Source organism: Ekhidna algicida (assembly GCF_051379705.1).
In the GTDB taxonomy this organism is placed as follows: domain Bacteria; phylum Bacteroidota; class Bacteroidia; order Cytophagales; family Cyclobacteriaceae; genus Ekhidna.
The window spans coordinates 1,650,728-1,676,980 of sequence record NZ_CP179868.1 but is presented as its reverse complement, the minus strand read 5'-3'; the positions used below and the strand labels follow the sequence as shown (position 1 = coordinate 1,676,980).

26 protein-coding genes are annotated in these 26,253 nt (G+C 39.9%); 9 read left to right on the top strand and 17 right to left on the bottom strand.

Features of this window, described 5'->3' with window-relative positions; all coding sequences use genetic code 11:
- Positions 1–47 precede the first annotated feature (47 nt).
- Together hutI and ACL8WY_RS07270 are read left to right on the top strand one after the other, a co-directional pair.
- Complete coding sequence (gene hutI, locus ACL8WY_RS07275; RefSeq protein WP_436517768.1) at positions 48–1,274, top strand: imidazolonepropionase; 1,227 nt, start codon at positions 48–50, stop codon at positions 1,272–1,274.
- Positions 1,267–2,196 (top strand): formimidoylglutamase, encoded by a 930-nt coding sequence (locus ACL8WY_RS07270; RefSeq protein WP_436517767.1) that lies wholly within the window; start codon positions 1,267–1,269, stop codon positions 2,194–2,196. Before hutI ends, ACL8WY_RS07270 begins: the two co-directional genes overlap by 8 nt.
- Before the next feature lie 11 nt (positions 2,197–2,207).
- Here ACL8WY_RS07270 and ACL8WY_RS07265 read toward each other — a convergent pair whose 3' ends face one another.
- Both ACL8WY_RS07265 and ACL8WY_RS07260 read right to left on the bottom strand, forming a co-directional pair.
- The gene (locus ACL8WY_RS07265) at positions 2,208–2,750 is read right to left on the bottom strand and encodes a hypothetical protein (protein ID WP_436517766.1); all 543 of its coding nucleotides are present in this window, start codon (positions 2,748–2,750) and stop codon (positions 2,208–2,210) included.
- A 76-nt stretch (positions 2,751–2,826) separates the two neighbouring features.
- The gene (locus ACL8WY_RS07260) at positions 2,827–3,852 is read right to left on the bottom strand and encodes a helix-turn-helix domain-containing protein (protein ID WP_436517765.1); all 1,026 of its coding nucleotides are present in this window, start codon (positions 3,850–3,852) and stop codon (positions 2,827–2,829) included.
- 185 nt (positions 3,853–4,037) lie between these two features.
- Here ACL8WY_RS07260 and ACL8WY_RS07255 point away from each other — a divergent pair, with 185 nt between their 5' ends.
- Entirely contained in the window at positions 4,038–5,243 is a 1,206-nt protein-coding gene (locus tag ACL8WY_RS07255) for an NTP/NDP exchange transporter (RefSeq protein ID WP_436517764.1), read from the top strand.
- Positions 5,206–6,132, top strand: a complete 927-nt coding sequence (locus tag ACL8WY_RS07250) for an aldo/keto reductase (protein WP_436517763.1) — start codon at positions 5,206–5,208, stop codon at positions 6,130–6,132. Before ACL8WY_RS07255 ends, ACL8WY_RS07250 begins: the two co-directional genes overlap by 38 nt.
- Here the strand turns inward: ACL8WY_RS07250 and ACL8WY_RS07245 are convergent, their stop codons facing one another.
- Complete coding sequence (locus tag ACL8WY_RS07245) at positions 6,133–6,510, bottom strand: RidA family protein (RefSeq protein ID WP_436517762.1); 378 nt, start codon at positions 6,508–6,510, stop codon at positions 6,133–6,135.
- A gap of 69 nt (positions 6,511–6,579) precedes the next feature.
- The gene (locus ACL8WY_RS07240) at positions 6,580–7,404 is read right to left on the bottom strand and encodes a mechanosensitive ion channel family protein (protein ID WP_436517761.1); all 825 of its coding nucleotides are present in this window, start codon (positions 7,402–7,404) and stop codon (positions 6,580–6,582) included.
- A 177-nt stretch (positions 7,405–7,581) separates the two neighbouring features.
- Here ACL8WY_RS07240 and ACL8WY_RS07235 point away from each other — a divergent pair, with 177 nt between their 5' ends.
- Positions 7,582–9,255, top strand: coding sequence for an alanine/glycine:cation symporter family protein (locus ACL8WY_RS07235; protein WP_436517760.1), 1,674 nt, complete (start codon positions 7,582–7,584; stop codon positions 9,253–9,255).
- 25 nt (positions 9,256–9,280) lie between these two features.
- On the opposite strand, the gene ACL8WY_RS07230 is transcribed toward ACL8WY_RS07235, so the two are convergent.
- Together ACL8WY_RS07230 and ACL8WY_RS07225 are read right to left on the bottom strand one after the other, a co-directional pair.
- Positions 9,281–9,730 carry an SRPBCC family protein gene (locus tag ACL8WY_RS07230; RefSeq protein WP_436517759.1) on the bottom strand — a complete coding sequence of 150 codons (450 nt, stop codon included), beginning with the start codon at positions 9,728–9,730 and terminating at the stop codon, positions 9,281–9,283.
- Between the two features lie 78 nt (positions 9,731–9,808).
- Positions 9,809–10,150, bottom strand: a complete 342-nt coding sequence (locus tag ACL8WY_RS07225; protein ID WP_436517758.1) for a TfoX/Sxy family protein — start codon at positions 10,148–10,150, stop codon at positions 9,809–9,811.
- 133 nt (positions 10,151–10,283) lie between these two features.
- Here ACL8WY_RS07225 and ACL8WY_RS07220 point away from each other — a divergent pair, with 133 nt between their 5' ends.
- Positions 10,284–11,324 (top strand): bifunctional transcriptional activator/DNA repair enzyme AdaA, encoded by a 1,041-nt coding sequence (locus tag ACL8WY_RS07220; protein ID WP_436517757.1) that lies wholly within the window; start codon positions 10,284–10,286, stop codon positions 11,322–11,324.
- On the opposite strand, the gene lysA is transcribed toward ACL8WY_RS07220, so the two are convergent.
- From lysA to rpsT, 9 genes are all read right to left on the bottom strand, one after another.
- Positions 11,318–12,526: a diaminopimelate decarboxylase gene (gene lysA, locus ACL8WY_RS07215; protein WP_436517756.1), complete on the bottom strand. Its 1,209-nt coding sequence runs from the start codon at positions 12,524–12,526 to the stop codon at positions 11,318–11,320. The genes ACL8WY_RS07220 and lysA overlap by 7 nt on opposite strands.
- Before the next feature lie 219 nt (positions 12,527–12,745).
- Positions 12,746–13,252 (bottom strand): hypothetical protein, encoded by a 507-nt coding sequence (locus tag ACL8WY_RS07210; RefSeq protein WP_436517755.1) that lies wholly within the window; start codon positions 13,250–13,252, stop codon positions 12,746–12,748.
- A gap of 24 nt (positions 13,253–13,276) precedes the next feature.
- The gene (gene rny / locus ACL8WY_RS07205) at positions 13,277–14,842 is read right to left on the bottom strand and encodes a ribonuclease Y (RefSeq protein WP_436517754.1); all 1,566 of its coding nucleotides are present in this window, start codon (positions 14,840–14,842) and stop codon (positions 13,277–13,279) included.
- Positions 14,843–14,906: 64 nt separating this feature from the next.
- Positions 14,907–15,191, bottom strand: a complete 285-nt coding sequence (locus ACL8WY_RS07200) for a cell division protein ZapA (RefSeq protein ID WP_436517753.1) — start codon at positions 15,189–15,191, stop codon at positions 14,907–14,909.
- Between the two features lie 14 nt (positions 15,192–15,205).
- Entirely contained in the window at positions 15,206–15,502 is a 297-nt protein-coding gene (locus ACL8WY_RS07195) for a hypothetical protein (protein ID WP_436517752.1), read from the bottom strand.
- Between the two features lies 1 nt (position 15,503).
- Positions 15,504–17,915, bottom strand: coding sequence for a phenylalanine--tRNA ligase subunit beta (gene pheT, locus ACL8WY_RS07190; protein ID WP_436517751.1), 2,412 nt, complete (start codon positions 17,913–17,915; stop codon positions 15,504–15,506).
- A 70-nt stretch (positions 17,916–17,985) separates the two neighbouring features.
- On the bottom strand, positions 17,986–18,582 hold the full coding sequence (locus ACL8WY_RS07185) for a DUF1684 domain-containing protein (protein WP_436517750.1): 597 nt from the start codon (positions 18,580–18,582) through the stop codon (positions 17,986–17,988).
- Positions 18,583–18,622: 40 nt separating this feature from the next.
- On the bottom strand, positions 18,623–19,315 hold the full coding sequence (radC, locus tag ACL8WY_RS07180) for a RadC family protein (RefSeq protein WP_436517749.1): 693 nt from the start codon (positions 19,313–19,315) through the stop codon (positions 18,623–18,625).
- 130 nt (positions 19,316–19,445) lie between these two features.
- Complete coding sequence (gene rpsT / locus ACL8WY_RS07175) at positions 19,446–19,697, bottom strand: 30S ribosomal protein S20 (protein WP_436517748.1); 252 nt, start codon at positions 19,695–19,697, stop codon at positions 19,446–19,448.
- Between the two features lie 159 nt (positions 19,698–19,856).
- On the opposite strand from rpsT, the gene acs reads away from it, so the two are divergent.
- On the top strand, positions 19,857–21,752 hold the full coding sequence (acs, locus tag ACL8WY_RS07170) for an acetate--CoA ligase (RefSeq protein WP_436517747.1): 1,896 nt from the start codon (positions 19,857–19,859) through the stop codon (positions 21,750–21,752).
- Between the two features lie 55 nt (positions 21,753–21,807).
- On the opposite strand, the gene ACL8WY_RS07165 is transcribed toward acs, so the two are convergent.
- Together ACL8WY_RS07165 and ACL8WY_RS07160 are read right to left on the bottom strand one after the other, a co-directional pair.
- Positions 21,808–24,198: a ribonucleoside-diphosphate reductase subunit alpha gene (locus ACL8WY_RS07165; RefSeq protein WP_436517746.1), complete on the bottom strand. Its 2,391-nt coding sequence runs from the start codon at positions 24,196–24,198 to the stop codon at positions 21,808–21,810.
- Positions 24,199–24,233: 35 nt separating this feature from the next.
- Positions 24,234–25,226: a ribonucleoside-diphosphate reductase small subunit gene (locus ACL8WY_RS07160; RefSeq protein WP_436517745.1), complete on the bottom strand. Its 993-nt coding sequence runs from the start codon at positions 25,224–25,226 to the stop codon at positions 24,234–24,236.
- A gap of 419 nt (positions 25,227–25,645) precedes the next feature.
- Between ACL8WY_RS07160 and rplU the strand changes: the two genes are divergently transcribed.
- Both rplU and rpmA read left to right on the top strand, forming a co-directional pair.
- Positions 25,646–25,957, top strand: a complete 312-nt coding sequence (gene rplU / locus ACL8WY_RS07155; RefSeq protein WP_348282004.1) for a 50S ribosomal protein L21 — start codon at positions 25,646–25,648, stop codon at positions 25,955–25,957.
- Between the two features lie 6 nt (positions 25,958–25,963).
- A complete protein-coding gene (gene rpmA, locus ACL8WY_RS07150; protein WP_436517744.1) occupies positions 25,964–26,224 on the top strand; it encodes a 50S ribosomal protein L27 in 261 nt (86 codons plus the stop codon).
- Positions 26,225–26,253 lie beyond the last annotated feature (29 nt).

Here is a 26,253-nt window from a genome sequence, read left to right as displayed (position 1 = left end):
ACATTGACAAAAGTCGTAACTTTCTGACTTATTTCAATTTTCGTACCATGTCGAAACTCATTGGTCCATTTAAAGAAGCTGTGACTTTAGCTGAAGCACCAGAAAAAGGTGCTTTAGATGACTCCTCGCTATATATTTTGAAAAATGCAGGCGTTTTAGTTGATGGTGAAAAAATTTTGAAGGTTGACGATTTTGAAGCACTAAAAACAGAAGCTCAGTCAATCGAGGAAATCTCCGAGGAGCAAGTTTTGCTTCCTGGGTTAATTGATTGTCATACACACCTGGTTTGGGGAGGCACACGTGCAAGAGATTATACTTTGCGTATGTCGGGAGAGTCATATGAAAAAATACTGGAACAAGGAGGAGGCATCTTCGATTCAGTAACAAAAACCAGAACAGCAAGCGCAGAAGATTTGAAAAGTGGGTTGATTCGAAGAGCCAACAGGCACTTAATGGATGGAGTGACCACCATTGAGGTGAAAAGTGGATATGGCCTTGATGTTGAAAATGAATTGAAAATCTTGGAGGTCATCAAAGATGCGAAAGCAGATATAATATCTGATCTTTTGCCTACCTGTCTTGCGGCACACGTATGTCCCAAAGAGTTTGGTGATAAAAAAGAGTTCCTAAAGTATTTGGAAAATGACCTGCTGCCTCAGCTCCTGGTGAAAGGACTAACCAATCGCATTGACATATTTGTGGAGCCGTCGGCTTTTCCTATGGAAATGGCGGCTGACTATCTGGGGAAAGCTAAAAACCTCGGTTTCGACCTTACTATACATGCCGACCAGTTTCATATTGGTGGAAGCCAAATAGCAGCTGAACTTGGAGCAAGAAGTGCGGATCATCTGGAGGCAAGTACAGATAGAGAAGTGAAGATCTTGGCGCAATCAGAAACGGTCGCGGTAGCTTTGCCGGGAGCAAGCATTGGGTTAGGAATGAATTTCACGCCTGCACGAAAACTTTTGGATGCGGGCGCATCTTTAGCCATTTCCACAGATTGGAATCCAGGATCGGCACCTATGGGTGACTTGCTGGTGCAAGCTTCGATTTTAGGGATTTATGAAAAACTATCCACTGCCGAGATTTTTGCCGGAATCACATTTCGGGCCGCAAAGGCACTAGGCTTATATGACAGAGGTAAAATAGCCAGTGGCATGAAGGCAGACCTTGTATCTTTTCCGGTAAACGATTACAGGGAAATTCTATACAATCAAGGAAAAATCAAGCCTAACATGATTTGGAAAAATGGAAACAAAGTGAGCCATGTATAGGCCGGGAAGCAAAACCATCTGGAAAGGACGTCAAGATCCTGGATCGGAACGTGATGTCTGGCACCAAATCATTAATTCTGCAGATCTTAATGTAGCTATTCCTAAGGGGTTTTGTTTTCTAGGTTTCTGCTCTGATGTTGGTGTAAAGCGAAATTTGGGTCGTGTGGGAGCTGTAGAAGGGCCAGACATGATTCGAAAGGCCATGGTCAATCTTGCGGTTCACCAGGAATCATTGAAACTATGGGATACCGGAGATGTAGTAGTTAGTGGTGAGCAGCTGGAAAGTGCACAAGAAGAATCAGCGAGATATGTAGAAGCAATTATAAAATCCGGGTCTTTCCCAATTTTGCTTGGGGGCGGACATGAGATTAGCTATGCGCATGGCAAAGGAGTTTTAGATGCCTTTCCTGATAAAAAAATTGGCATGATCAATTTTGACCCTCACTTTGATCTCAGAGAATACACACAAGGTGCTCACTCAGGCAGCTGGGCAAGGCAACTATTCGAAGGCTACGACAGATTCCATTACTTACCAGTAGGCATCAATGAGGCGGTAAATATTGCATCGATGTTTGAGCTGATGCGCTCTAAAGATCAATCTTTCATCAGTATGGAAGAGTTGTTGATGGAATCTAAAGAAGAGCTGCTGGCGCGTATACTTTATTTCATTGATCAGATGGATATAATTGCTATCACACTTGATTTGGATGTTTTTTCAGCAGGTGTTGCACCCGGTGTAAGTGCTGCCAATCCATATGGAGCGCTTCCACATCACATCAAACCACTGATGAATGAAATTCTCAAATCTGGCAAAGCTGTAAGTTTCGATGTGGCGGAGATGAGCCCAGCGCATGATGATGGTCGCACGGCTAAGCTGGCAGCCAGTTTTATTTATGATGTGGTTAATACTAAGCCGGCTTGACCAAGCCTGTATCATTCTGAATCTTCAACCTTAGAACCTATTTCTGTATACCTCCAAATACTTGGATTAGCTTTTTCTCCATACTTGTTTTCTCCTTTCCAGATATATTCATTTAGGTTTTCATTAAAGACAATCTCGCCAAACCTTTCATGGAATTCATAGGAACCCAAATCTCCGCCGCTTTTCACTGTCAACGTACGATTAGGCTTGTCCCAAATAAGTATATCGAACTGAATTTTGTGCCAGTTGCTAAACATAGACACCATCTCAAATTGTTGAGCTTTTGCATTGTAATGGATCAGCCATATGTAGGTTCTTTTTTTTCCGCTGGATGATACCGCAGATGCACGTAACTCAATGTATGTGCTATCCATTATATAACTTCCTTTGCGTGTGCTTTCTTCCCACCATGTCTTTTCCTCATTATCCTCTCTCACCTCCCAGGTGCCGATCAAAAAATCAAGGTTGTGAATGCCAGATACATTTAAAGTGTCTTGAGCAGAGATCAAACTACAGATAAGTGTAAGGCAAGTAAAAACTAATGGCTTCATCATCTTTTTTTATTCGATGATCAGGCAAAATCCATTATTTACCTACCTGATTAATTAATTGTTAAGAAAGAATCGATGATTAAGAATTTGATAAGATCATTCTTTTGTATTCAGAAGGAGATGAGTTTGCATTTTTTCTGAAGGCGGTATTGAACGAGGAGAGGGAATTGAATCCACACTCGTAGGCTATATAGGCTATTTTATGGTTGTTGAATTTGGGATCTGTTAGCAATTCTTTTGCCTTTTCTATCCTATATCCATTGGTAAAATCAGAAAAACTTTGATTCAGATTTTCGCTGAAAAACCGGGACAACAGGTGTTTAGGAATGGCCGTGAGATCAGACAATTCTGAAAGACTGAATTCACTTTTCAAATAGGGTTTCTGATGATCCATCACACTGGAAATTCTATGACCATGATTCGCAATCTGATCCGGAGTAAGATTGATGTTTTTATATTTTCTCCTATCTCCCAGTGGAGTGAAAATTTCCCGATTGGTGAAGATGATGAAGCTGATTGGGTAAATGACAATTGCGTAGAGAATAGGGCCAACGATGTATGGGTTAAGTCCGAAAACATAATTTGTGAAGTAGGCGATACAAAAAATTGAAACTCCAAAATAGAGGTTTCGATACCATGGAAAGTAAATTTTCTTTTCTTTAAAAATCACCCATAAATAATATCCGGCCAGGAGCAAGAAGAAAACTGTATAATAAAGCAGGAGCTTATAACCTCCGATGTACCAGAAGTTATTCAATGTGAGAAATGGAGATGTGGCGACTAAAGTGAAAGCAGGCGCGCAAATCAGTATTTGAAGCAGAGGGCTACTTAACAGATTAGACTTCTTGGCAAAATAGATAACCAATAGTGGCCCAATAAACCCATGTGCAGCAAACCCAATATTTAAAAACATTTGATGCTCGATATCAAAAAAATACCAGCCAATTGATTTGATCAGGCGTAAAGAAATGGCCAATAGTAATAAGCTAAGTAAAAACCTTTCTTCAAATTGAATTCTTCTGGATGTAAGGATGAATACAGACAGAAAAATGCTCTGTATCACTCCTGCGGCGCATACAATAAGAATAAGTGAATTGATATCCATTTAGCTATTAAAAGGTCATTTAATTAATAAACCTAACAGATTAATTAATACGGAAGACTTCTGGTAAATGATCTCGTAACTAGGCAATGAACTTTTAATGTATGGTCTGTTTACGACGAATATTTAATATCAAAAAAGAAGAGTGGACGCTAGTGCGGTCGTCTTTTCTTTACTTCTTCTGTCTTATGAGCAGTTACTTCATCCTTCGTCCTGTCAGAGATGAAATGGGGATACAAGCTGGAGTAGCCAATATGCAATGGCTGTTTACCGGGACTTTTGTAGCAATGCTCTTCATCATTCCTGTTTTTGGCTATTTAATGAAAAAGGTATCCCGAGATCAGTTATTGCCTAGAATATACATCTTCTTCACATCCAATATTTTACTTTTCTACCTGCTGTTTTTGACAACTTCATCTCAGCTGTTGGCTGCTGGCTTTTTTATCTGGCTCAGTGTTTTCAATTTATTTGTCATCTCCATTTTTTGGAGTTTTAATGCAGACATATTCAACGCTGAGCAAGCAAAGCGTTTGTACGGACCTATTGCAGCTGGAGGTAGTCTTGGAGCACTTTTTGGGCCTCTTATGGCCACTTTCTGTGTAGGTTTTGTTGGAATAAACAACCTTCTCCTGATTTCAGCAGGGTTTCTGTTAATAGCCACTCTCTTTCTCAAAGATCTGGTGAGCAAATCCCAAAAGTCAAGAGAAGTAAGCCTGGATACAAAGTCACTGGCAAGTGTGTGGCAAGGACTCATTCTTATGTGGAGGTCCCCGTTTTTAAAACAGATCGGTGTTTTCATTTTACTTTATACCAGCGTCTCCACCTTTCTGTACTTTGAACAGGCTCATATCATTTCAGGAGCCTACAGCTCTTCTACAGATCGCACATTTTACTTCGGAACCCGAGATTTGTTAGTGAATAGTCTCACATTGATTTTGCAATTCTTTGTAACTGAAAGGTTCATTAGAAAAGTAGGAATAGCCATAGCGATGATGATTGTGCCGGCTATCGCAGCGCTTGGATTTTTGTCACTGGGATTGGCACAAAGTGTGACTGTGCTACTCATCATTCAAGTGCTTTATAGATCTTTAAATTTCTCTATCCAACGGCCTTCTCGAGAAATGCTGTTCACGAGACTCACTGTGTATGAAAAATACAATTCCAAAAACTTTATTGATACCGTAATTTATCGAGGCGGTGATGCGCTCAGCGGATGGCTTTTTGCAGGACTAAGTGCTGTCATCTCCTCACTGCAATTGATATCTTTATTAGCTATTCCCATTGCAGGTGTTTGGATGATTATTGGACGTAGAATTGGAAGAAAGTTTGAAAAAGTGTCAATCAAAACTGATAACTATGAAAATGAATCCATTATCTCGAAGAAAAGCGCTTAAGCAAATAGGAGTCGGCGCTATGGCATTGGCTTTGCCTAAATTATCAATGGCAGAAACGGATCAAATCATGAAAAGAGCGATTCCATCCTCAGGAGAGCAAATCGGTATTGTCGGGTTAGGGACTTGGCAAACATTTGATGTGGGCGATTCCTCATCTCAGCAAGAACCACTAAAGGCTGTCTTGCGTGCCCTTGTACAGAGTGGTGGTAGTGTCATTGATTCTTCACCTATGTATGGGTCTTCTGAGCGTGTAGTTGGAGAGTTAACATCACAAATGAATCTTCAAGATCAGTTGTTCTTTGCAACTAAAGTTTGGACAAGAGGGGAGCAATCAGGCATTGATCAGATGCAAACTTCGATGCGGAAAATGAAAACCAACCCAATGGACTTGATGCAGATTCACAATCTCCAGGATTGGAAAACGCATATTAAAACTTTGTATAAGTGGAAAGAGCAAGGTCTGATCAGACATATTGGAATTACGCATTACCAAGATAGCGCCCATCGTGAATTGGAAAGAATTATTAAATCAGAAAATATCGATTTCGTGCAGGTCAATTGCTCGATAAGCAATCGCAATGCTGAAAAATTTCTTTTACCTACAGCTCAGGAAAGAGGTGTCGCAGTGTTAATTAACCGGCCATATACAGGAGGCTCACTTTTCAGAAAAGTTCGTGACCTTGAATTACCGGCTTGGTCTTCGGAGTTTGATTGTAAAAGTTGGGGACAATTTTTCTTAAAATATCTTTTATCAAATCCAGCGATAACCTGTGTTATTCCCGGGACTTCAAAGGAGAAGCATATGCTTGATAATCTGGGCGCAGGGGCAGGCAGATTGCCAGATCGAAATGCAAGAGATCGAATGGTTGCTTATTTTGACGCGCTCTGATCAAGATACAATGGCCGTAGCTTCAATCTCGATCAACATATCAGGTTCTATTAATGCACTCACTTCAACCATGCTAGTCGCGGGTTTAATATTTGTAAAGACTTCACCATGTGCTTTGCCAATAGCAACCCATTGAGAAATGTCCGTAACAAACATTCTAGTTCTGACCACATCTTCGATTTTGCCGCCGGCTTCTTCAATAGCTTCTTTAATGATCTCCAGGCAAACTTTAGTTTGTTCATAGGCATTTGTCCCAACAGTCTTACCATCACGAACGGGCGCAGTGCCGGAGACTTCAATAGTGTTTCCAATACGAACGGCACGGCAATAACCTACTTGATCTTCCCATGGGGCACCTGAAGAAATATTCTGTCTCATACCTATAAAAATAAAAAAGTCCGATTCGAAAATCGGACTTCATGAAGTTTATTTCTTCAGGAATCAACCTTATTTATGCACATGAACATCCATTTGAGGGAATGGAATATTGAGTCCAACTTCATTGAATTTGTTGTAAACTTTCTCATTCATATCAAAGTGCACCGGCCAATAGTCAGCGGCTTCTACCCATACCCTTACCACAAAATTTACAGAACTATCTGCCAGAGCGGATACAGCAATAAATGGTTCAGGGTCCTTCAAAATTCGATCATCCGCATTGATCAATTCCATTAAAGTATCCCTTGTCTTCTGGGTGCTGTCACCATAACCCACCCCAAAAGTGAAGTCCACTCTTCTTCTGGGTTCACTGGAAAAATTGGTTAACGAGGTATTTGCCAACGTACCATTTGGAAGTATTATGGTCTTATTATCTGGTGTTTTTAAATAGGTGTTAAAAATCTGGATTGAATAAACAGTGCCTGAATAGCTTCCTGTATCAATCCAGTCACCAACTTTAAAAGGTTTTAATAGCAGAATAATAACTCCTCCGGCAAAATTTTGTAGCGTTCCCTGTAGTGCCAGACCAATAGCCAGACCAGCAGCTCCCAATACGGCGACAAAACTTGTTGCTTCGATTCCTACCATACCTATGACAGAAATGAAAAGCATCACTTTAAGTACAGCGGAAATCAATGTTTTTATGAATGGCCTTAGCGAAGCATCTACATCCTTTTTCTGCATGGTGCGGCCTACCGTACGAGTGATCATACCGATAATCCAAAGGCCGATGAGTAAGGTGACGATCGCGGCGATTACTTTTGGTCCCCAGGCCATAGCTAAGTCTATAGCCATTTCGGTGTACCTGGAAGCTTCATTGGTTACTTCTTCCATAAAATATTAGGTTTAGGTGTTTTCGATTGTTTTTTAGAAAGATACAAAAATTGATCTTTTACACACCCTTCATATTCATTCAATAACCTGTCAGATCAATGAAATGTTTTCAATGGCTGGTGATTCAGTAAAAAAGCTATTTTTGTCGGATTGCAAAAAACCTAAAAAAGAGATTTAATGCGAGAACTTAATGATTTTCTTTCCCTAATAGATAGCTACATCGGTAGCTCAGCGTGGTTTCCATATGCGCTTCTTGGCACTGGATTATTCTTTACCATATACCTGAAATTCCCTCAAATAAGATATTTCCGATTCGCTTTTAAAGTGGTAAAAGGAAAGTTTGATAAGGAAGATGACGAAGGGGATACCAATCATTTTCAAGCTCTTACCACTGCACTTTCAGGAACTGTAGGCACGGGAAATATTGCGGGTGTAGCGCTCGCAGTTCATATTGGAGGACCTGCCGCCGTGTTTTGGATGCTGATGACTGCTGCTGTAGGTATGTGTACCAAATTTGTAGAAGTCACGCTTTCTCATAAATACAGAGAAAAAACGGCAGATGGTACAATGGCTGGAGGTCCGATGTACTACATGAAGAATAAGCTAAATATGGGATGGCTGGCCGCCATTTTTGCAGGAGCCACAGTTCTATCATCATTCGGAACCGGTTCACTTCCGCAAATTAATAGTATAGCAGATTCACTAAATGCCACCTTTGGTTTTGATGAAATGATGGTGGGAGGAATTCTTGCAGTTCTACTGGGATTAGTCATCATTGGCGGAATCAAACGAATTGCTGCTGTAACCTCTAGATTGGTTCCAGCAATGGCTCTGGTATATTTCATTGGTGCTTTTGCCGTGATTTTTTACAACATTGGAAACATCGTTCCTTCCTTCGTCTCAATTTTTGCTGATTTATTTACAGGATCTGCGGCGACTGGCGGATTCCTAGGTGCTTCGATAGCATTTGCCTTCAACAAAGGTGTTGGACGCGGGTTATTTTCTAATGAAGCTGGTCAAGGTAGTGCGCCGATTGCTCATGCTGCAGCCAAAGGACATGAGCCTGTATCAGAGGGATTTGTTGCTATTCTAGAGCCATTTATTGACACGATCGTTATTTGTACGGTGACTGCTCTGGTACTTCTATCCTCAGGTGTTTGGAATGAGAAATTAAACAACCAGTTTGATTACACGGATATGTCCATCGTCGAGGGAATCTACTCTGACGTTACTGATGAAGGTAAGCAAGAATTGTATGGACACATAAGCGGAACCAATTCTCTTCCGCTTTTTAATGGATCTCTCAAAGTAGTTGAAGGTGAAATTCAAGATGAGATTTCCATCATCAATGCAAGATCGCTGGCTGAAGATGTGAAAATTTTGAAAGAAGGAAGCCCGGTAAATGGAGCGGTTAACATTATCAATGGAAAGCCGGAAGATTTACTCTTGGTTTTTGAAGGAAAATCGCTAGTACATAGTGCGCCGCTTACCGCTGAAGCCTTTACAAGGAGTTTCTTCGGTGACTATGGTAAATACATTGTATCGATTGGATTATTGTTGTTTGCCTTCAGCACGGCCATTAGTTGGTCATATTATGGAGATAGAGCCATGACTTATCTATTTGGTCCTAAGTCGGTAAAGTACTATCGACTGGTGTATGTTGTAGCTTTTTTCATCGCCTCTTTTGCAGACACCACCATAATCTGGACACTGTCGGGTATAACCATAGCAGTAATGACGCTGCCTAACCTTTTCGGTATTTTGATGCTGAGAAAAGATATGAAGCAAACAATTGCTGAATATTGGGATGGGTTCAAGAAAGAATATCCGGATGAGAAAACTCCTGAATAAAATATAAGCCCCGAAAGGGGCTTTTTTATTTCCCATATTTTGGATCCCCTTCGGCAAAAGCTTTGAAGTCTTCCATAAATGACATGGTCTGTTTTTTAAATGGTTTTGTGCCCATGAAGAAGGCCATGATATTCATAAATCCGGAAAACTTAAACTCTGCTTCAGAGATCCATTTGGTCTGCCCATTTTGTTCTTTAAAGTAGTTTTTCTGAATGTTTACAACTCCTTTAGTGGCAAAATTCGCATGAAATTCATCTGGTAATTGGCTAAATGTAATTGTCTCTATCAACTCCATCTTCCGCTTACCAAAATCATATTTGATTATCGATTCTGCTCCGGGCTTTCCAGCGTCACCGGATACATGTTCGAAGCTTACAAATCCCTTTTGCCAGTATTTCATGTTATCAGGGTTGTCAAATAGTTTAACTACCTCATGTCGAGGCATCTCAATATCAATTTCGCAGGTGTAATGCATAGCTTTACTTTTTTGGTCAATGATAGAATCTTCTATAAAAGTTAAAAACTATTTATCAAAAATCACCCGAACGGGTGATCACTTCTTTTTCGACGATTTTGCTTCCTTGTTGAAAATCAAACATTGATCGACCCATTCGCCAAGCTCTTTTTCATTGTCCCAACCTTCTGGATTTACATATAAATAGCCTTTCATCGGTCGCTTGGTGAAGTCCATCAATCGTGCATTTGGCTGAGATAGAGCTGCCTCATATACATGTGGTCCGACTCGAGCCATTAGGTCGTCTTTGATAACGCCTACGCACATTTTGTCATCCACCATAATACAGAGTCCACCCATCATTTTCTTTTCTTCGAAAGGGACTTTACGTTCTTTTAATGCTTGCCTGAGCTTATCGGCGAGATATTCATTGTATGCCATACTATTCTTTAATTATGTGTATGCCTTGAGATTGAAACTACTTCTTTTCTGAGAAATGGCCTTTTGGACCATAAAAAAATAAGTGTTCAATTTTCGGTTGCAGCCTCATTCGTGAGTGTTCTATTTTTGAATCATGATTAGGCTTCCATCATCTGACGAAATGTATCAGGCGCTTCTGGACAAAAACTCACAATATGAGGGGGTTTTTATTGTAGGAGTGAAAACAACGGGAATCTTTTGTAGGCCAACTTGCTCGGCGAGAAAGCCAAAGTATGAAAATGTAGAGTTTTTCACATCAACGAAAGAAGCCCTGACAAATGGCTATCGTGCATGTAAAGTGTGCAGACCAATGAAGGAGTATCAATCCAGTCCGGATTGGCTTTTGCCTCTGCTAAATACAGTTGAGAATGAACCGGATAAGAAGTGGAAGGATTATGAATTGACTCAGCTAGGATTTAGTCCGAGTCGGGTGAGGAGGTACTTTAACAAAACGCATGGAATTACATTTCAGGCATATCTCCGAATGAGCCGAATTAATAAAGCATTTTTAAAAATTAAAGAAGGTCAAACGGTGACTCAATCTGCTTTTGAGCAAGGGTATAATTCACTTAGTGGCTTTTCAGAAACGTTTAAGAATATGACAGGATTTTCTCCAGGAAAAGAGGGACAAATTATTACCATCAATAGAGTATCAACGCCACTTGGCCCAATGATGATAGGAGTGACTGATGATGGTTTATGCCTGTTGGAATTTACTGATCGAAAGATGATTGAAACTCAATTGGAAGTTATTAAGCGTAGGATGAGAGCAGAAATGGTAACAGGAAAGCACCCCATGATTGAATTGGTTTCAAAACAGCTTGATGAGTATTTTGAAGGAAAGAGGAAAAACTTCGATGTGCCTCTGGTGGTTCCTGGGACAGAATTTCAACAAAAAGTTTGGAATGCATTGATGGAGATATCCTATGGAGTAACACGATCCTATAAGCAACAAGCTGATGTAGTTGGAGATGTGAAAGCAGTAAGAGCTGTGGCAAGAGCTAATGGTGAAAATCGAATTTCGATCATTATCCCCTGCCACAGAATCATTGGGTCGGATGGAAGTATTGTTGGTTACGGAGGAGGCATCCAACGTAAACAATGGCTACTTAAGCATGAATTTGAAAATCAATAGCTGATTTCAGCCTCTACTTGTGTTCTCATCAAGTCCTCAATAGTTTCTCTGCGCTTGATCAAGTAATCCTTGCCTTTATAAAAGAGCACTTCTGCAGGTCGTGGCCTTGAGTTATAGTTGGAAGCCATGGTCGCACAATAGGCGCCGGCATTTTTGAATACCAACAAGTCTCCTTTCCTTACTTCCGGTATGATTCTATCGGAAGCAAAAGAATCCGTTTCGCATACATATCCCACTACATTGTATACCTTTTTCTCACCTGCCGGATTGGATAGATTTTCAATGTGATGATATGCATTATAAAACATGGGACGTATCAGGTGATTGAAGCCAGTATTCAATCCAATAAACGTACACGAAGTAGTTTGTTTGATCAGGTTGGCTTTAGCAATGAAATATCCAGCATTGCTGACCATAAATTTTCCTGGTTCGAATTCAAGTGTATATTCTTTTCCTTGCTTAGCGCAAAACTCATTGAATGATTTACTGAACTTCTTGCCAAAGCTGGTTATGTTGGTGTGTAAGTCATCAGGCTTGTAGGCTACCTTAAAACCACTTCCAAAATCAATATGAGTCACAGTGTCAAACTTTTCCACCACGCTAAATACAAGTTCGGCAGCTTTAATAAAGATATCTGCATCCAGAATATCAGAGCCGGTATGGACATGAACGCCCATTACATTGATATTTAATTTTTTAACAATCCGCTCAATGTTTGGTACCTGATGGATTGAAATTCCAAATTTTGAATCGATGTGACCAACAGAAATATTTTGATTACCACCTGCCATCAAATGTGGATTTATCCGGATGTAAATGGGTATTTCCGGGTGATTGATGCCTAAGTATTCCAGCGTATAAAGGTTATCTACATTGATCTTCACACCAAGTTTTATAGCTTCCTCGTACTCTTCGGTTGAAATGTTGTTTGGAGTGAATAAGATATCCTCGGCAGTATATCCGGCATGAAGTCCTAAATGCACTTCTTCTATGGAGACACAATCCAATCCAGCACCAGCTGACTTGAAAAGCTTTAGAATCGCTTGATTATTCAAAGCTTTACAAGCATAATGTACCTTAAGCTTATCAACTTTAAATGCCTTGATGAACTGTTTATAGTTCTCCATCATTTGATCTCCGTCATAGACATAAAGTGGTGAGCCATAAGACTCTGTTGCTTTGATTAAGCTTGAGAATTCCATTTTTTAAATATTAAAATCTGTTAAACAAAAAAACCGAAGCGTTAACTCCGGTTTTGAAAATTTTTCAGGTTTAAAATCTGATCAATAGCCGGACGCGGGAGTTCGTTTTGACCCCTTTTTAGATTTGTTCTTTTTTGTCCAGATTAAAAACATGCGGCTAAAATAATTATTTTTTTCTTAGCTTCAATTTCTATCGAATCATAGCTACCGATCAGGCATTTAATCAGCCGTGGCAAATTCTCCGCTAAATCCACCAGTCATCTTGGTACCTCCATTGAGCGTTAAATTAAAACTCATTGTAAAATTTGGATCCGTTCCACTGAATTCAACTGAGCCACTATCAACTGTATAGGATGTTCCATCTGCATCTAATAGAGAAACAAAGAAAACCCTGCCTGCATCCGGGCTTAATACATCTCCCTCTGTGTACGTACCAGAGCTAAGCGTAGAGCCGAGTGCAACCAGATTTAATACAATTCTAAATGAAGAGCTACTGCCTACTGAAAACGAAGGAGTGGATGTTATGGAAATATCAGCGTCAGCCAAAGCGAACACACCTTGACGGGTACCTTCTGATTCTCCTAAGTCAATGAATCCACCATTTGTTATATCAAATGTCTGATCTCCAACAGTGATTTGATTATTTACTGTTGGGCCATCATCACTCCCACAAGAGATAAATAATAGCAGAGATAGGATCGAAAGCGAGAGCAATATTTTTTTCATAGCGTTTTTATTTAAAGTTAATTCTTACTTAGCAAACGCTACAGCACGCGTTTCCCTTATAACTGTGACCTTTATTTGTCCTGGATATTGCATATCCTTCTCTATTTTTTGAGAAATGTTGAATGAAAGATCACCTGCTTTCTTATCATCAACGTTTTCTGCGTCCACAAGCACCCTTAGCTCGCGACCTGCCTGAATAGCATAGCATTTATTTACACCATCAAAATTCAAGGCTATTCCTTCCAAATCTTTCAATCGCTTCAGGTATTGTTCCATGATCTCACGCCTTGCTCCGGGTCGAGAGCCGGAGATCGCATCACATGCTTGGACAATAGGTGAAATCATTGATGTCATCTCTATCTCATCATGGTGAGCGCCAATGGCATTGCAGACTTCAGCATTTTCCTTATACTTCTGAGCTAATTCCATTCCTATAATTGCATGAGGTTTTTCCGGTTCTTCGGGCCATACTTTGCCGATATCGTGTAAAAGACCTGCTCGCTTAGCCAACTTAGGATTAAGTCCCAGTTCAGAGGCAAGCGTAGCACATAGATTGGCGACCTCTCGAGAGTGCTGAAGAAGATTTTGACCGTAAGATGATCGAAATCGCATGCGACCAATCATTTTGATCAATTCAGGATGTAGGCCGTGAATACCAAGATCAATGACCGTTCGCTCACCAATCTCCACAATTTCGTCTCCAATATTCTTAGTGGTTTTGTTTACGATCTCTTCGATACGTGCCGGGTGAATTCTACCGTCCTGAACCAGGCGATGAAGGGAGAGTCTTGCAATTTCTCTTCTCACCGGATCAAATCCTGAAATGATAATTGCTTCTGGAGTGTCATCCACAATGATTTCAACTCCGGTGGCAGCTTCCAGTGCACGGATATTTCGTCCTTCACGTCCGATGATTTTTCCTTTAATGTCATCACTTTCAATGTTGAAAATAGAGACGGTATTTTCAATGGCATGCTCAGTAGCTGTTCGCTGGATTGCCTCGATCACTACTTTCTTCGCTTCTTTGGTGGCAGTCATTTTAGCTTCTTCTACAATCTCTTTTATGTGAGCTGATGCACTTGTTCGTGCTTCATCCTTGAGTGCCTCCATGAGCTGTGTTTTTGCTTCTTCAGCTGGTAGGTTAGCAGCTTTCTCCAGAATTGCCACTTGCTGCTTTTGCATTTTTTCAAATTCGTCTTTGCGTTGACGAGCGATCTCCATTTGATTAGCAAGTGTTTCCTTGAGGTCATCCAGCTCATCTTCTTTTCGCTTAGACTGCTCAAATTGTTTATTTAAGTTGGCCTCTTTTTGCTTGAGCTTTTGCTCATTTGTAAGGATTATATTTTTCTTTCGAGTTGCTTCTTCTTCAAACTCACTTCTCATCTTGAAGAGATTCTCTTTTGCTTCATGAATCTTATCCTTCTTGATACTTTCTGCTGAAACTTCTGCTTCTTTTAAAATAAGCTTGCTTTGTTCTTCAGCCTCCTTAACTTTTTTGCTGGCATTTTTACCTTGTAAGGCACGACCTATCAGCAAACCTATGATAACGCCTATTACGGCGACAATTATTATAATGATTGTGGTGTCCATTGTATTTGTTTATCAAATAACCGGACAGTCAGATTTGTCTAAATCAAGGGCGATATTTCAGAATCTAAATCGAATTGGTGATGAGCTGGTTTAATCTGGAAATTTCATCCAGCGCAAAATCATCAGATGCTTCTGACGTCTCTTCACGTTTGAGCTTCTCAACCAGACAATCAAAAGCTACCATGGCAACCAAATCTTGGGCATCATCTATCCCAAATTGATTTTGGTAATTTTTTATTTTCTCATTTAATAATTTACCTGCTCTCCTAATTCTTTCCTCATCCTCTGCCTTTACTCGCATGGGATACTCTCTGTTCCCAATTCTGATTTTTATGGATAGTTCAGCCATTCGGTATCGTTAGTTTATTCTGCCAAATGGGCAATACATTTATCTATCTCCTTGATGTAGCCATCTATCGTCTCTTTCAGCTGTGCTGAGTCTCCATCACTGACTACCGTGCTATTAACTAGTTTATTTATTTTCATTTTGTCCTGAAAGGAGGTGAGGTTAGCCTCTTGACTTTTCATCCTTTCTTTCAGTGTGCCGTTTTCTTCCTTGGTGTGATTCAATTCATCTTTAAGGCGCTTATTTTCTGTAAGCACAAGCTGAATTTTACGTTCCAGGTTCTGAAATTCACGATATAATTTTTCGCTAGGCATCTTACTTTCGTATGACAGCTCCAAGCTCTTTTTCGTATAAGAGCATCAAACTGTTCATACTTTTATCTATCTGTTTATCTGTTAAAGTTTTGAATTTATCTTGAAGAAAAAAACTAATTGCGTAAGCTTTTTTTCCTTTTTCTATTTTATCGCCCTCGTAGACACTGAAAAGGTTCATTCTGTTCAATAATTTCTTTTCCTGTTTGAATGCAAGTTGCTGGATGTCAGCGTAAGAAATTTTTTTGTCTAATACCAATGAAAGGTCTCTTTTCACTTCTGGATACTTTGGAATGGGCTCGTAAGAGATGTCAGTTTTGTACATGCCCACCACTTTTACCCAATCTAATTGCGCATGAAAAACATCTTGCTTAATACCATAAATGGCTAATAGCTCTTTTTTGAGCTTACCCAGGATCCCAAGCATTTCACCTTCTTTCTTAATGACAACACCATATTCGTAGAGCGATTCTTTTTCAGAAGGGATTACCTCGGTCTTTCTTATTCCTGCATATTTCAACATTCCAATTACGGAGGTGCTTAGATCGTGAAAAGAACTCTTGCGAGGCTCATCCAGCCAATTGGCTTCACTGGTATTCCCCGTCAGATAGAAGGATAGCCATTCGGTCTCTTGGTATTCTTTGTTTTCTATTTTATACGACCGTCCAAATTCAAAGAACTTCAGGTTTGGATTACGCCGGTTGATGTTGTAAGCCACTGATTCCAATGCTGTGTAGACAGGAGAAGTTTTCATGATTGTAAGTTCCTCGCTAGATGGATTTAGCATCTCCACCGGTTCTCCACCCAATGGAAACTTCTTGTTATATCGCGGGCTAGTCAGAGAGTTAGTTAAAATTTCTGAATAGCCTCTTCCTGCCAGAAATCTGGAAAGGTCCTCTTGCACCCGATACGGCTCATGCTCATTGAATTCTGCGAGATAATCTGCTGAGAAATCCTCATCTAATTCTACTTCATTGAATCCATAAATTCTGAGTACTTCTTCTACCAGGTCAGCTGGTCTAGTCACATCACTTCTATAAGACGGAACGATGGCTTTAAAGCCTGTCTCAGAGATGTTTTCCGTTTTTATGTCTAACCAGTTTAGAATTTCTATGATGAGTTTGTAATCTAAATCCTTTCCAATAAGCCAATGGAAGGTGCGAAACTCGATTTCGATCTCTTTTTCTTTGATAGGCTCTGGATAGATGTCTACAATATCTGAAGCGATATAACCTCCTGCTAGCTCAAGAATTAATGATGCACCTAGCTTTACAGCCGGTAAAGTCATTTCCGGATCAGCCCCGCGTTCATACCGGAAAGAGGCATCAGTAGAAATGGTATGTCTTTGAGCTGTAGAGCGGATTCCGTCGGCATTCCAATAGGCACTTTCTAGGAAGATATCTGTTGTTTTTTCCGTAACTCCGGAGGCAAGTCCGCCGAGAACACCCGCCATACACATACCTTCCCTCTCTCCATTACAAACCATCAGATCATCTTTGCTGAGTTTTCTTTCTTTTCCTTCCAGAGTGGTGAATGGAGTTTTATCTTTCAGCGTATCGACAATTATTTTGTTCCCCTTGACATGTGCTGCATCATATGCGTGCATGGGTTGGCCGATGGAGTGCAGGACATAATTTGTGATGTCAACCACATTATTGATCGGCTCCAGCCCAATAGATCGAAGCTTCCATTGTAGCCAGTCAGGGGAAGCTTGGACTTTTATTCCTCTAATGGTAACACCAGAAAATCGTGGGCATCTGGAGTAATCTTTAACTTCAACGGTGATTGGATTGTCATTTTTAGTTTTGAAAGGCTTTGGTTGAGGAATGTTTAGTTCTCTTCTGAAAAAAGCCTTAAGATCTCTGGCTGAACCCATGTGCGAAGTGGCATCACCTCTATTTGGCGTGAGTCCAATCTCAAAAATGTGATCCTCACCGGTCTCGAAGAGTTCAATGGCAGGAGTTCCATTTGGTTTGTTTGTATCAAGTACCATGATCCCATCGTGGCTGGTTCCCAGGCCAAGTTCATCCTCCGCACAAATCATTCCTTCGGATACTTCACCTCTGATCTTGGCTTTCTTGATCTTGAATGGCTCCCCATTCGTCGGATGAATGGTAGAATTAATGGTGGCTACTAATACTTTTTGTGCCTTAGCAACATTAGGAGCTCCGCACACTATGTCAGCGTATTGGTCTGCGCCAATATCTACTTTAGTGACCTTAAGTTTATCAGCGTCGGGGTGTTGTTCACAGGAAATTACTTCACCTACTACAATACCTTTTAATCCACCGGGAATTTTTACTACTTGTTCAATACCTTCTACTTCCAGACCAGTCTGAGTCAATATATCTCCAAGTTGCTCTGGAGATTCTGTGAAGTCAATGTATTCTTTAAGCCAATTGTACGATATTTTCATTCTTACGCCTTCTCTGAATTAAGATGGCAAAAATAAAGAATCTACTTAGGTGCTTGGTCGGATTCCTTAGCTAATAAGGATAATTCTTTTCACCTGCTTCAATAGGTACGTTCAAAAGGTTTTCTACGGGAGGTAAAGGACAGGTATAATCATCGAAATACGCGCAATATGGATTGTAGGCTTTGTTGAAATCGAGAGTAACAAGATTGGATTTTCCAATAACCACATCTAAATAGCGACCACCTCCATAAGTTGAGTCACCACTTGTATCATCACCAAATGCAAGAAGGTATTGATTCCCAAAACCAAGTGCTTTCAAAATAAGTAATGAACAAGCTTGCCCTTTGATTTTGAAGTTGACAATAGCAAATTTCAGGTAGGTGGTGTTTGTGCCATCGCTATTGCCAATGACTACTGTTTCTCTTTTTGTGAATCGAGTAAGCTCACCATTTACTTTGAAGTCCAGATTAGGCTCAAAATGAGTAACTTCTTCATATTCGATGTTTTTTTCAATAAATGGACTGGCTTCAGAGTTTCGGAAAAAGTCATTCCGATCGTCCCAAAATGACAATACTTCTTGGATATACTCCTCGTCTGATGAGCCAGATTGAGTAACCACAAAAATTACCAGAGCAACTGGAATAAGTAGTAACCAAGTTTTTTTCATATCTATAAATTAGCTGGGCTAATTTATAGCCAAATGGGTTTTAGATCATACTTTCGTCAGCAAAGCTGTAATAAGAGTGATCTGTAATGATTAAATGATCTAACACTCCAATTTCTAATGTTTTTCCTGCCTCTTTAAGCCTTTTAGTTAAATGAATGTCTTCTTGACTGGGCTTCAAGTTGCCACTTGGATGATTGTGAGCAAGTATTAACCCGCTCGCCATTTCTTCTAAAGCTTTTTTGAAAATAATTTTAGCATCCACAACGGTACCCGAAACTCCACCTCTGCTTAGCATTTCTTTCTTGATCACCTCATTATTGCGTTTCAAAAGAATCAGCCAAAACTCTTCATGGGATAGATCCATAAAATCACCTCGTAGCAAGTTAAAAGCGTCAGTCGATGAATTAATTTTAGTTTTCTTGACTGGTTCGGATTCTTTCCTTCTTCGACCAATTTCAAGAGCAGCTACGATTGAAATGGCTTTAGCCTCGCCGATTCCTTTAAATTTCTCCAATTCTTTCACAGAGAGTTTGGCCAAGCTTGCTAAATCGTTGTTGCAATGATTCAAAATGTGCTGAGAAAGTTGAACAGCAGTTTGTTCTTTGTTTCCAGAGCTAATGAGAATGGCAATCAATTCAGCCTCCGATAATGTGGCTTTTCCTTTGAGTAGTAGTTTCTCACGCGGACGGTCTTCTTCTGCCCAGTGTTTGATTGTTAATCGATTATCTTTCATTCAGCTAGTTGGTTTAAGCTGAAAGCAGATGTTTTGATGGTGCGAATTGTCTAATTTATCCAGATATCTGAAAATAAAAAACCCTGCGTAATTGCTTACACAGGGTAAAAAAAATTCTTTGATTTAAAGCTTAAAGACCAGCTACGTGCTTAGTCAATTGAGACTTTAGGTGTCCAGCTTTGTTTTTGTGAATAATGTTCTTCTTGGACAATTTATCTACCATAGAAACAACCTGAGTAAGAAGCTCTTCGCCTGCTTTCTTGTCAGTGGTCTCTCTTAGTCTTTTGATGAACGTTCGAGCCGTCTTGTGCTGATATCTGTTTCTCAGTCTTTTCGCCTCGTTGCTTCTTATTCTCTTAAGTGCTGATTTATGGTTTGCCATAACGCTTTACTAGTATTCTAAAAATTTCGGACGGCAAAGATAGGAGTTTTCTTTTGAAATGAAAAAGCTTTTTCACAATAGAAAATGAAGACCTGATACTATTTTAGAAAGCTTGATATTCATATGGCACTGAGATTGGCATTTGTTAGATTTAAAATTATGAATGATTTCACAAAGTCTCACCGAATTTCTTCCCTTAGCGAGTACACAAAAAAGTATAATCAGAGTATTGAAGACCCTGAATCTTTCTGGGAAGAAATTGCAGATTCATTCACCTGGAAGAAGAAATGGAATCAAACTTTGGAATGGAATTTCCGTGACCCGGAGGTGAAATGGTTTCTTAATGGAAAGCTCAATATCACGGAGAATTTGCTTGATAGACACCTGAAGGATAGGGGAGATCAGACTGCAATTCTTTGGGAAGCGAATGATCCAAAAGAAGAGGCACAGTCCATTTCTTATAAGGTTCTTCATAAACAGGTTTGTCAGTTTGCTAATGCAATGATTTCGAATGGTATTGAAAAGGGAGATCGTGTGATTATTTATATGCCCATGGTGCCGGAAGCTGCTGTAGCGATGATGGCATGTGCCAGAATAGGTGCTGTACATTCAGTGGTCTTCGCAGGGTTTTCTTCCAGCGCATTGGCGGACAGAATCAATGATTGCAAAGCGAAGATGATACTGACCTCCGATGGCAACTTTAGAGGTGCGAAAACTATTGATGTAAAGGGTGTGGTAGATGAATCTTTAGAGAGATGTGAGTGCGTAGAAAAGGTAATTGTGTTTCAGCGAACTAATTCTGATGTACACATGGAAAAGGGGAGGGATGTATGGTGGCATGATGCAATAAAAGATATGTCTGAGCAGAATGATGCTGAAGAAATGGATTCTGAGGACGCTCTTTTTATTCTCTACACTTCAGGATCTACCGGTAAGCCCAAAGGGGTAGTGCATACATGCGGAGGCTATATGATATATACCTATTATTCATTTCTCAACGTCTTTCAATATCAGCCAGGTGACATGTATTGGTGTACAGCGGACGTTGGGTGGATAACGGGTCATTCGTATATTGTATATGGGCCTCTGCTAGCCGGAGCTACTACAATAATGTTTGAGGGTGTACCTACATATCCTGATGCTGGCAGGTTTTGGGAGATATGTGATAAACATCAGGTAAATCAGTTTTATACAGCACCAACAGCTATTCGCGCACTTCAAGTTCACGGTTTGGAACCAGTGACGAGACACAATTTGGATTCGTTAAAAGTAATTGGCTCAGTAGGTGAACCAATTAATGAGGAGGCATGGCATTGGTATCATGAACACATTGGAAAGAGAAAATGCCCATTAGTAGATACTTGGTGGCAAACTGAAACTGGTGGCATCATGGTCTCCGCCTTAGCTGGTATTACACCAAATAAGCCAGCACATGCTTCACTTCCACTTCCTGGTATTCAACCGGTAATTGTTGATTCTGAGGGTAATGAACTTAAGGGAAATAATGTTGAAGGAAATCTCTGTATTAAATTTCCATGGCCATCGATTCTGAGAACGACTTATGGTGATCATGAGCGTTGCAGGCAAACCTACTTTAGTTCATTTAAGAATATGTACTTTACAGGCGATGGGGCTAAACGTGACCATGATGGCTATCTAAGGATATTGGGAAGGGTGGATGATGTAATTAATGTCTCGGGCCACCGCATGGGTACGGCTGAGGTAGAGAATGCCATTGACGAGCATCCAAAAGTTGTAGAATCTGCAGTAGTGGGGTTTCCACATGATATAAAAGGACAAGGGATTTATGCTTTTGTTATAGCTGAAGCCAATGGGATCGAAGAGGAAATTAGGGAGACAGTGAATAAAATGATCGGACCGATTGCTAAACCGGACCAGATTCTTTTGGTATCGGGTCTTCCTAAAACTCGATCAGGAAAGATTATGCGAAGAATTTTAAGGAAAATAGCCAGTGGAGAATCTTCGAACCTGGGAGATATTTCCACTCTCTTAAATCCTGAAGTGGTGGATGAAATAATTCAGCGTGCTAAATAAAAAAGCCCCACTCAAAGAGAGCAGGGCTTCCTAAATTAGAATTACACTTTAAGTCCTAAGAACCGCACATTTCACATCCTTCAGGATCGTCAAGCGAACATTGCATTGCTGCTTGCTGATCAATCTGCGCCTGTGTCGCTGCTGCCGGCTGAGCGGCTGTAGCTTCCTTTGGCTGTTCTTGTTTTTCTTTTGATACTGTAAACTTGATTGCATCGGTTGCTGCCTTTGTTCTCAAGTAGTACATACCTGTCTTCAGGCCTTTCTTCCATGCGTAGAAATGCATAGAGGTCATCTTGCCGAAGTTGGCATCCTGCAAGTGAATGTTTAAGCTTTGACTCTGACAGATGTATGCTCCTCTGTCGGCAGACATATCGATGATCGCTTTTTGAGAGATCTCCCAAACAGTCTTATACCTTTCTTTGATTTCATCTGGAATTTCAGTGACATTCTGGATAGATCCATTTTCAGCTTTGATTCGATTCATCATACGCTCATCCCAAAGGCCTAGATCAATAAGTTCGCTCATTAAGTGCTTATTGGCTACAATGAACTCACCAGAAAGAACTCTTCTTAAGTAAAGATTAGAGGTGTAAGGTTCGAAGCACTCATTGTTTCCAAGAATTTGTGATGTAGATGCTGTGGGCATCGGGGCAAGAAGTAATGAGTTTCTAACTCCGTTTTTCTTAACCTTTTGTTTCAGTTCTGTCCAATCCCACCTGCCTGAATCTGGAGTAACTCCCCACATATCAAACTGGAATACGCCTTTAGAAACAGGTGATCCTTTAAATGTTTCGTAAGCTCCTTCAACTTCGGCAATCTCCATTGACGTTTCCATCGCTGCGAAATAGATGGTCTCAAAAATCTCCTTGTTTAACTTTTGAGCTTCTTCCGATTCGAATGCCATCTTCAATAACAAGAATGTATCCGCAAGTCCTTGCACACCGATACCGATCGGACGATGCTTCATATTAGAGTTTCTTGCTTCAGGCACCGGGTAGTAGTTCACATCGATTACTTTGTTCAAGTTTCGTGTCACCACTTTGGTTATTTCATAAAGTTTCTGGTGATCAAACTTCCCATCGATCACAAATCTTGAAAGGGCAATGGAAGCAAGGTTACAAACAGCTACTTCGTCTTTAGACGTGTACTCCATGATCTCAGTACATAAGTTACTAGATCGTATCGTACCTAAATTCTTCTGATTTGATTTCTTGTTAGCGGCATCCTTGTATAACATGTAAGGAGTACCCGTCTCTATTTGTGCTTCAAGAATTTCAAACCAAAGGTCTTGCGCTTTAATGGTCTTTCCTTTTCCTTCACGCTCATATTTTTCATATAAAGCTTCAAATTCATCTCCATATGCTTCGTAAAGCCCTGGACACTCATCAGGTGACATGATTGTCCAATCACCGTTCTCTTCCACTCTCTTCATGAAAAGATCCGGAATCCAGAGTGCATAGAATAAGTCTCTGGCTCTCATCTCTTCCTTACCGTGATTTTTTCTCAGATCGAGGAAGTCGAAAATGTCAGCATGCCATGGCTCTAGATAGATTGCAAAACTTCCTTTTCTTTTTCCACCACCTTGATCTACATAACGGGCAGTCATATCAAAGTTTCGCAGCATTGGCACAATTCCGTTAGAAGTACCATTGGTTCCTTTGATGTATGCTCCTGTAGCTCTCACATTGTGAATGCTAAGACCAATACCACCTGCAGATTGTGAAATCTTCGCACACTGTTTAAGTGTGTCGTAAATGCCATCAATACTATCGTCCTGCATTGAAAGCAGGAAGCATGATGATAATTGAGGTTTTGGAGTGCCGGCATTAAATAATGTTGGAGTTGCGTGCGTAAACCACTTCTCAGACATCAAGTTGTAAGTCTGAACAGCAGAATCGATATCCTCTCCATGAATTCCGACTGATACTCTCATTAGCATATGTTGTGGACGTTCCACAATCTTGCCATCAAGCTTCATTAAGTATGAACGCTCTAGTGTTTTGTAGCCAAAATAGTCGTAGTTGTAATCTCGATCGTAATTAATTGCATCATCAAGCTTTTTGGCATTTGATCGGATAATGCCATAAACTTCTTTTGAAAGAAGTGCAGCATTCTCACCAGTTTTAGGATTGATGTACTCGTACATTCTCTTCATGGTGTTTGAGAATGAAGTCTCTGTCACTTTATGAAGATTTGATATAGAGATACGTGCTGCAAGCTTAGCAAAGTCAGGGTGACGTGTAGTCATAGTAGCAGCAGTCTCAGCTGCAAGGTTATCAAGCTCAACAGTAGATACACCATCATATAATCCGTCGATTACTTTTTTGGCGATCTCAACAGGTTTTACATAGTCTGAGTTTAAACTATAACACAGCTTCTCTATTCGAGCTGTGATTTTGTCAAATTTTACGGATTCTCTTCTTCCGTCTCTTTTTACTACTAACATAGGGCTATCGTGATAAGGTGATTACAATAATTTTTTTAAAAGTCTTCATCTAATGAAAATTTGGATTTTCCACTATCTCCATCCATAACGCCGGCTTTCTGATACTCTCCAACTCTTTTTTCAAAGAAGTTTGTTTTTCCCTGAAGTGAAATCATTTCCATGAAGTCGAACGGGTTAGTTGAGTTATATACTTTGTCGCATCCCAATTCCATCAATAATCTATCGGCTACAAACTCAATGTACTGGCACATCAGATCTGAGTTCATACCAATCAATTTTACCGGAAGTGCATCGGTCACAAATTCTTTTTCAATGTTTACTGCATCTTGAATAATTGTCTGAACAGTTTCTTTGGGCATCTGATTTTTCACATGATCTGTGTATAGCAAACATGCAAAATCACAGTGAAGTCCTTCATCTCTTGAGATGAGTTCATTAGAGAATGAAAGTCCAGGCATTAAGCCTCTTTTCTTGAGCCAGAAAATACTGCAGAAGCTTCCTGAAAAGAAAATCCCTTCTACGGCAGCAAAAGCAACAAGTCTTTCCGCAAATGATCCTTTGTCGATCCATCTCAATGCCCAGTCTGCTTTCTTCTTCACACAGTCCATCGTTTCAATGGCATTAAATAGATAATCTTTCTCCTTTGGATCTTTTACATAGGTATCTATTAATAACGAGTAAGTTTCCGAGTGGATGTTTTCTACAGCTATTTGAAAGCCATAGAAAAACTTAGCTTCTGTGTATTGTACTTCAGCTACAAAGTTTTCAGCAAGGTTTTCGTTTACAATACCATCACTAGCAGCAAAGAAGGCAAGTACATGTTTGATGAAGTGTTTCTCATCATCGGTCATAGTATTGTTCCAGTCTTTCAGGTCTTGACTAAGATCAATTTCTTCAGCAGTCCAAAAACTTGCTTCAGCTTTTTTATAAAACTCCCAGATGTCATTATGTTGAATTGGAAAGAGAACGAATCGATCTTTGTTCTCTTTAAGGATAGGTTCTTCTACATGTGCTGCTACGTCGCTCATAATATCTGTTAATTCAAATAGTTTTTTCTATTTATATAAACAATAAAACGTCCCTAAGCTCACCAAATGAGTGTGCTTTTTTAAAAACTTTTTAAGTCCTGGGATACAGCCCTTAAGAGTGGTTTATTTTTCTCGGTGGCTTGTCTACAAATCTGTTCAAAACAGAGCGAAATTCCAAGCAGTTATTACGGGTGCGGAAGGTGCAATTTGGATATTATCAAATTATGATAACGAGTTGTTTTTTAGTGCATTAACAACCAATTTTGTAACCGTAACTTTGAGGAAAACAAGCAGAAATGGGGGTAAAAAAAAGTGAAAAAAAAATTAAAAATATTTTATCACCACTTTATGCGCACTTCCTATTTGGATATTCATATTGAAATCTTATCTTTGCAATCCTTTTTTCAAAAGAAGATAAAATGTACGCGATAGTAGACATTGCTGGGAAGCAATATAAAGCAGAGAAAGACAAATTCCTTTACGCTCCACTAATGGAGGGTAAGGAAGGTGCAAAAGTAGACTTTGATAAAGTACTACTTGTAGATAATGATGGCAAAGTGAAAGTAGGAGCACCTACTGTAAAAGGAGCCAAAGTTTCTGCGAAAATTCTTGAGCATGTGAAAGACGACAAGGTGATCGTGTTCAAAAAGAAAAGAAGAAAAGGCTACAAAGTGAAGAATGGTCACCGTCAGCAGTTTTCTAAAATTTTGATTGAAGACATTAAAGGATAAAATCTCATGGCACATAAGAAAGGTGTAGGTAGTTCGAAAAACGGAAGAGAGTCGGAAAGTAAACGACTCGGTGTAAAAATCTTCGGTGGACAGAAAGCGATTGCTGGGAACATCATTGTTCGTCAGAGAGGAACAAAACATCATCCAGGTGAAAATGTTGGTCTTGGAAAAGATCATACACTGTTTGCTTTGTCTGATGGTGTTGTAAAATTTCACAAAGGGAAAAAAGACAGATCCTTCGTGAGCGTAGAGCCATCTGCGGAATAATTCCACTTTTTATTATTGGAATAATTACC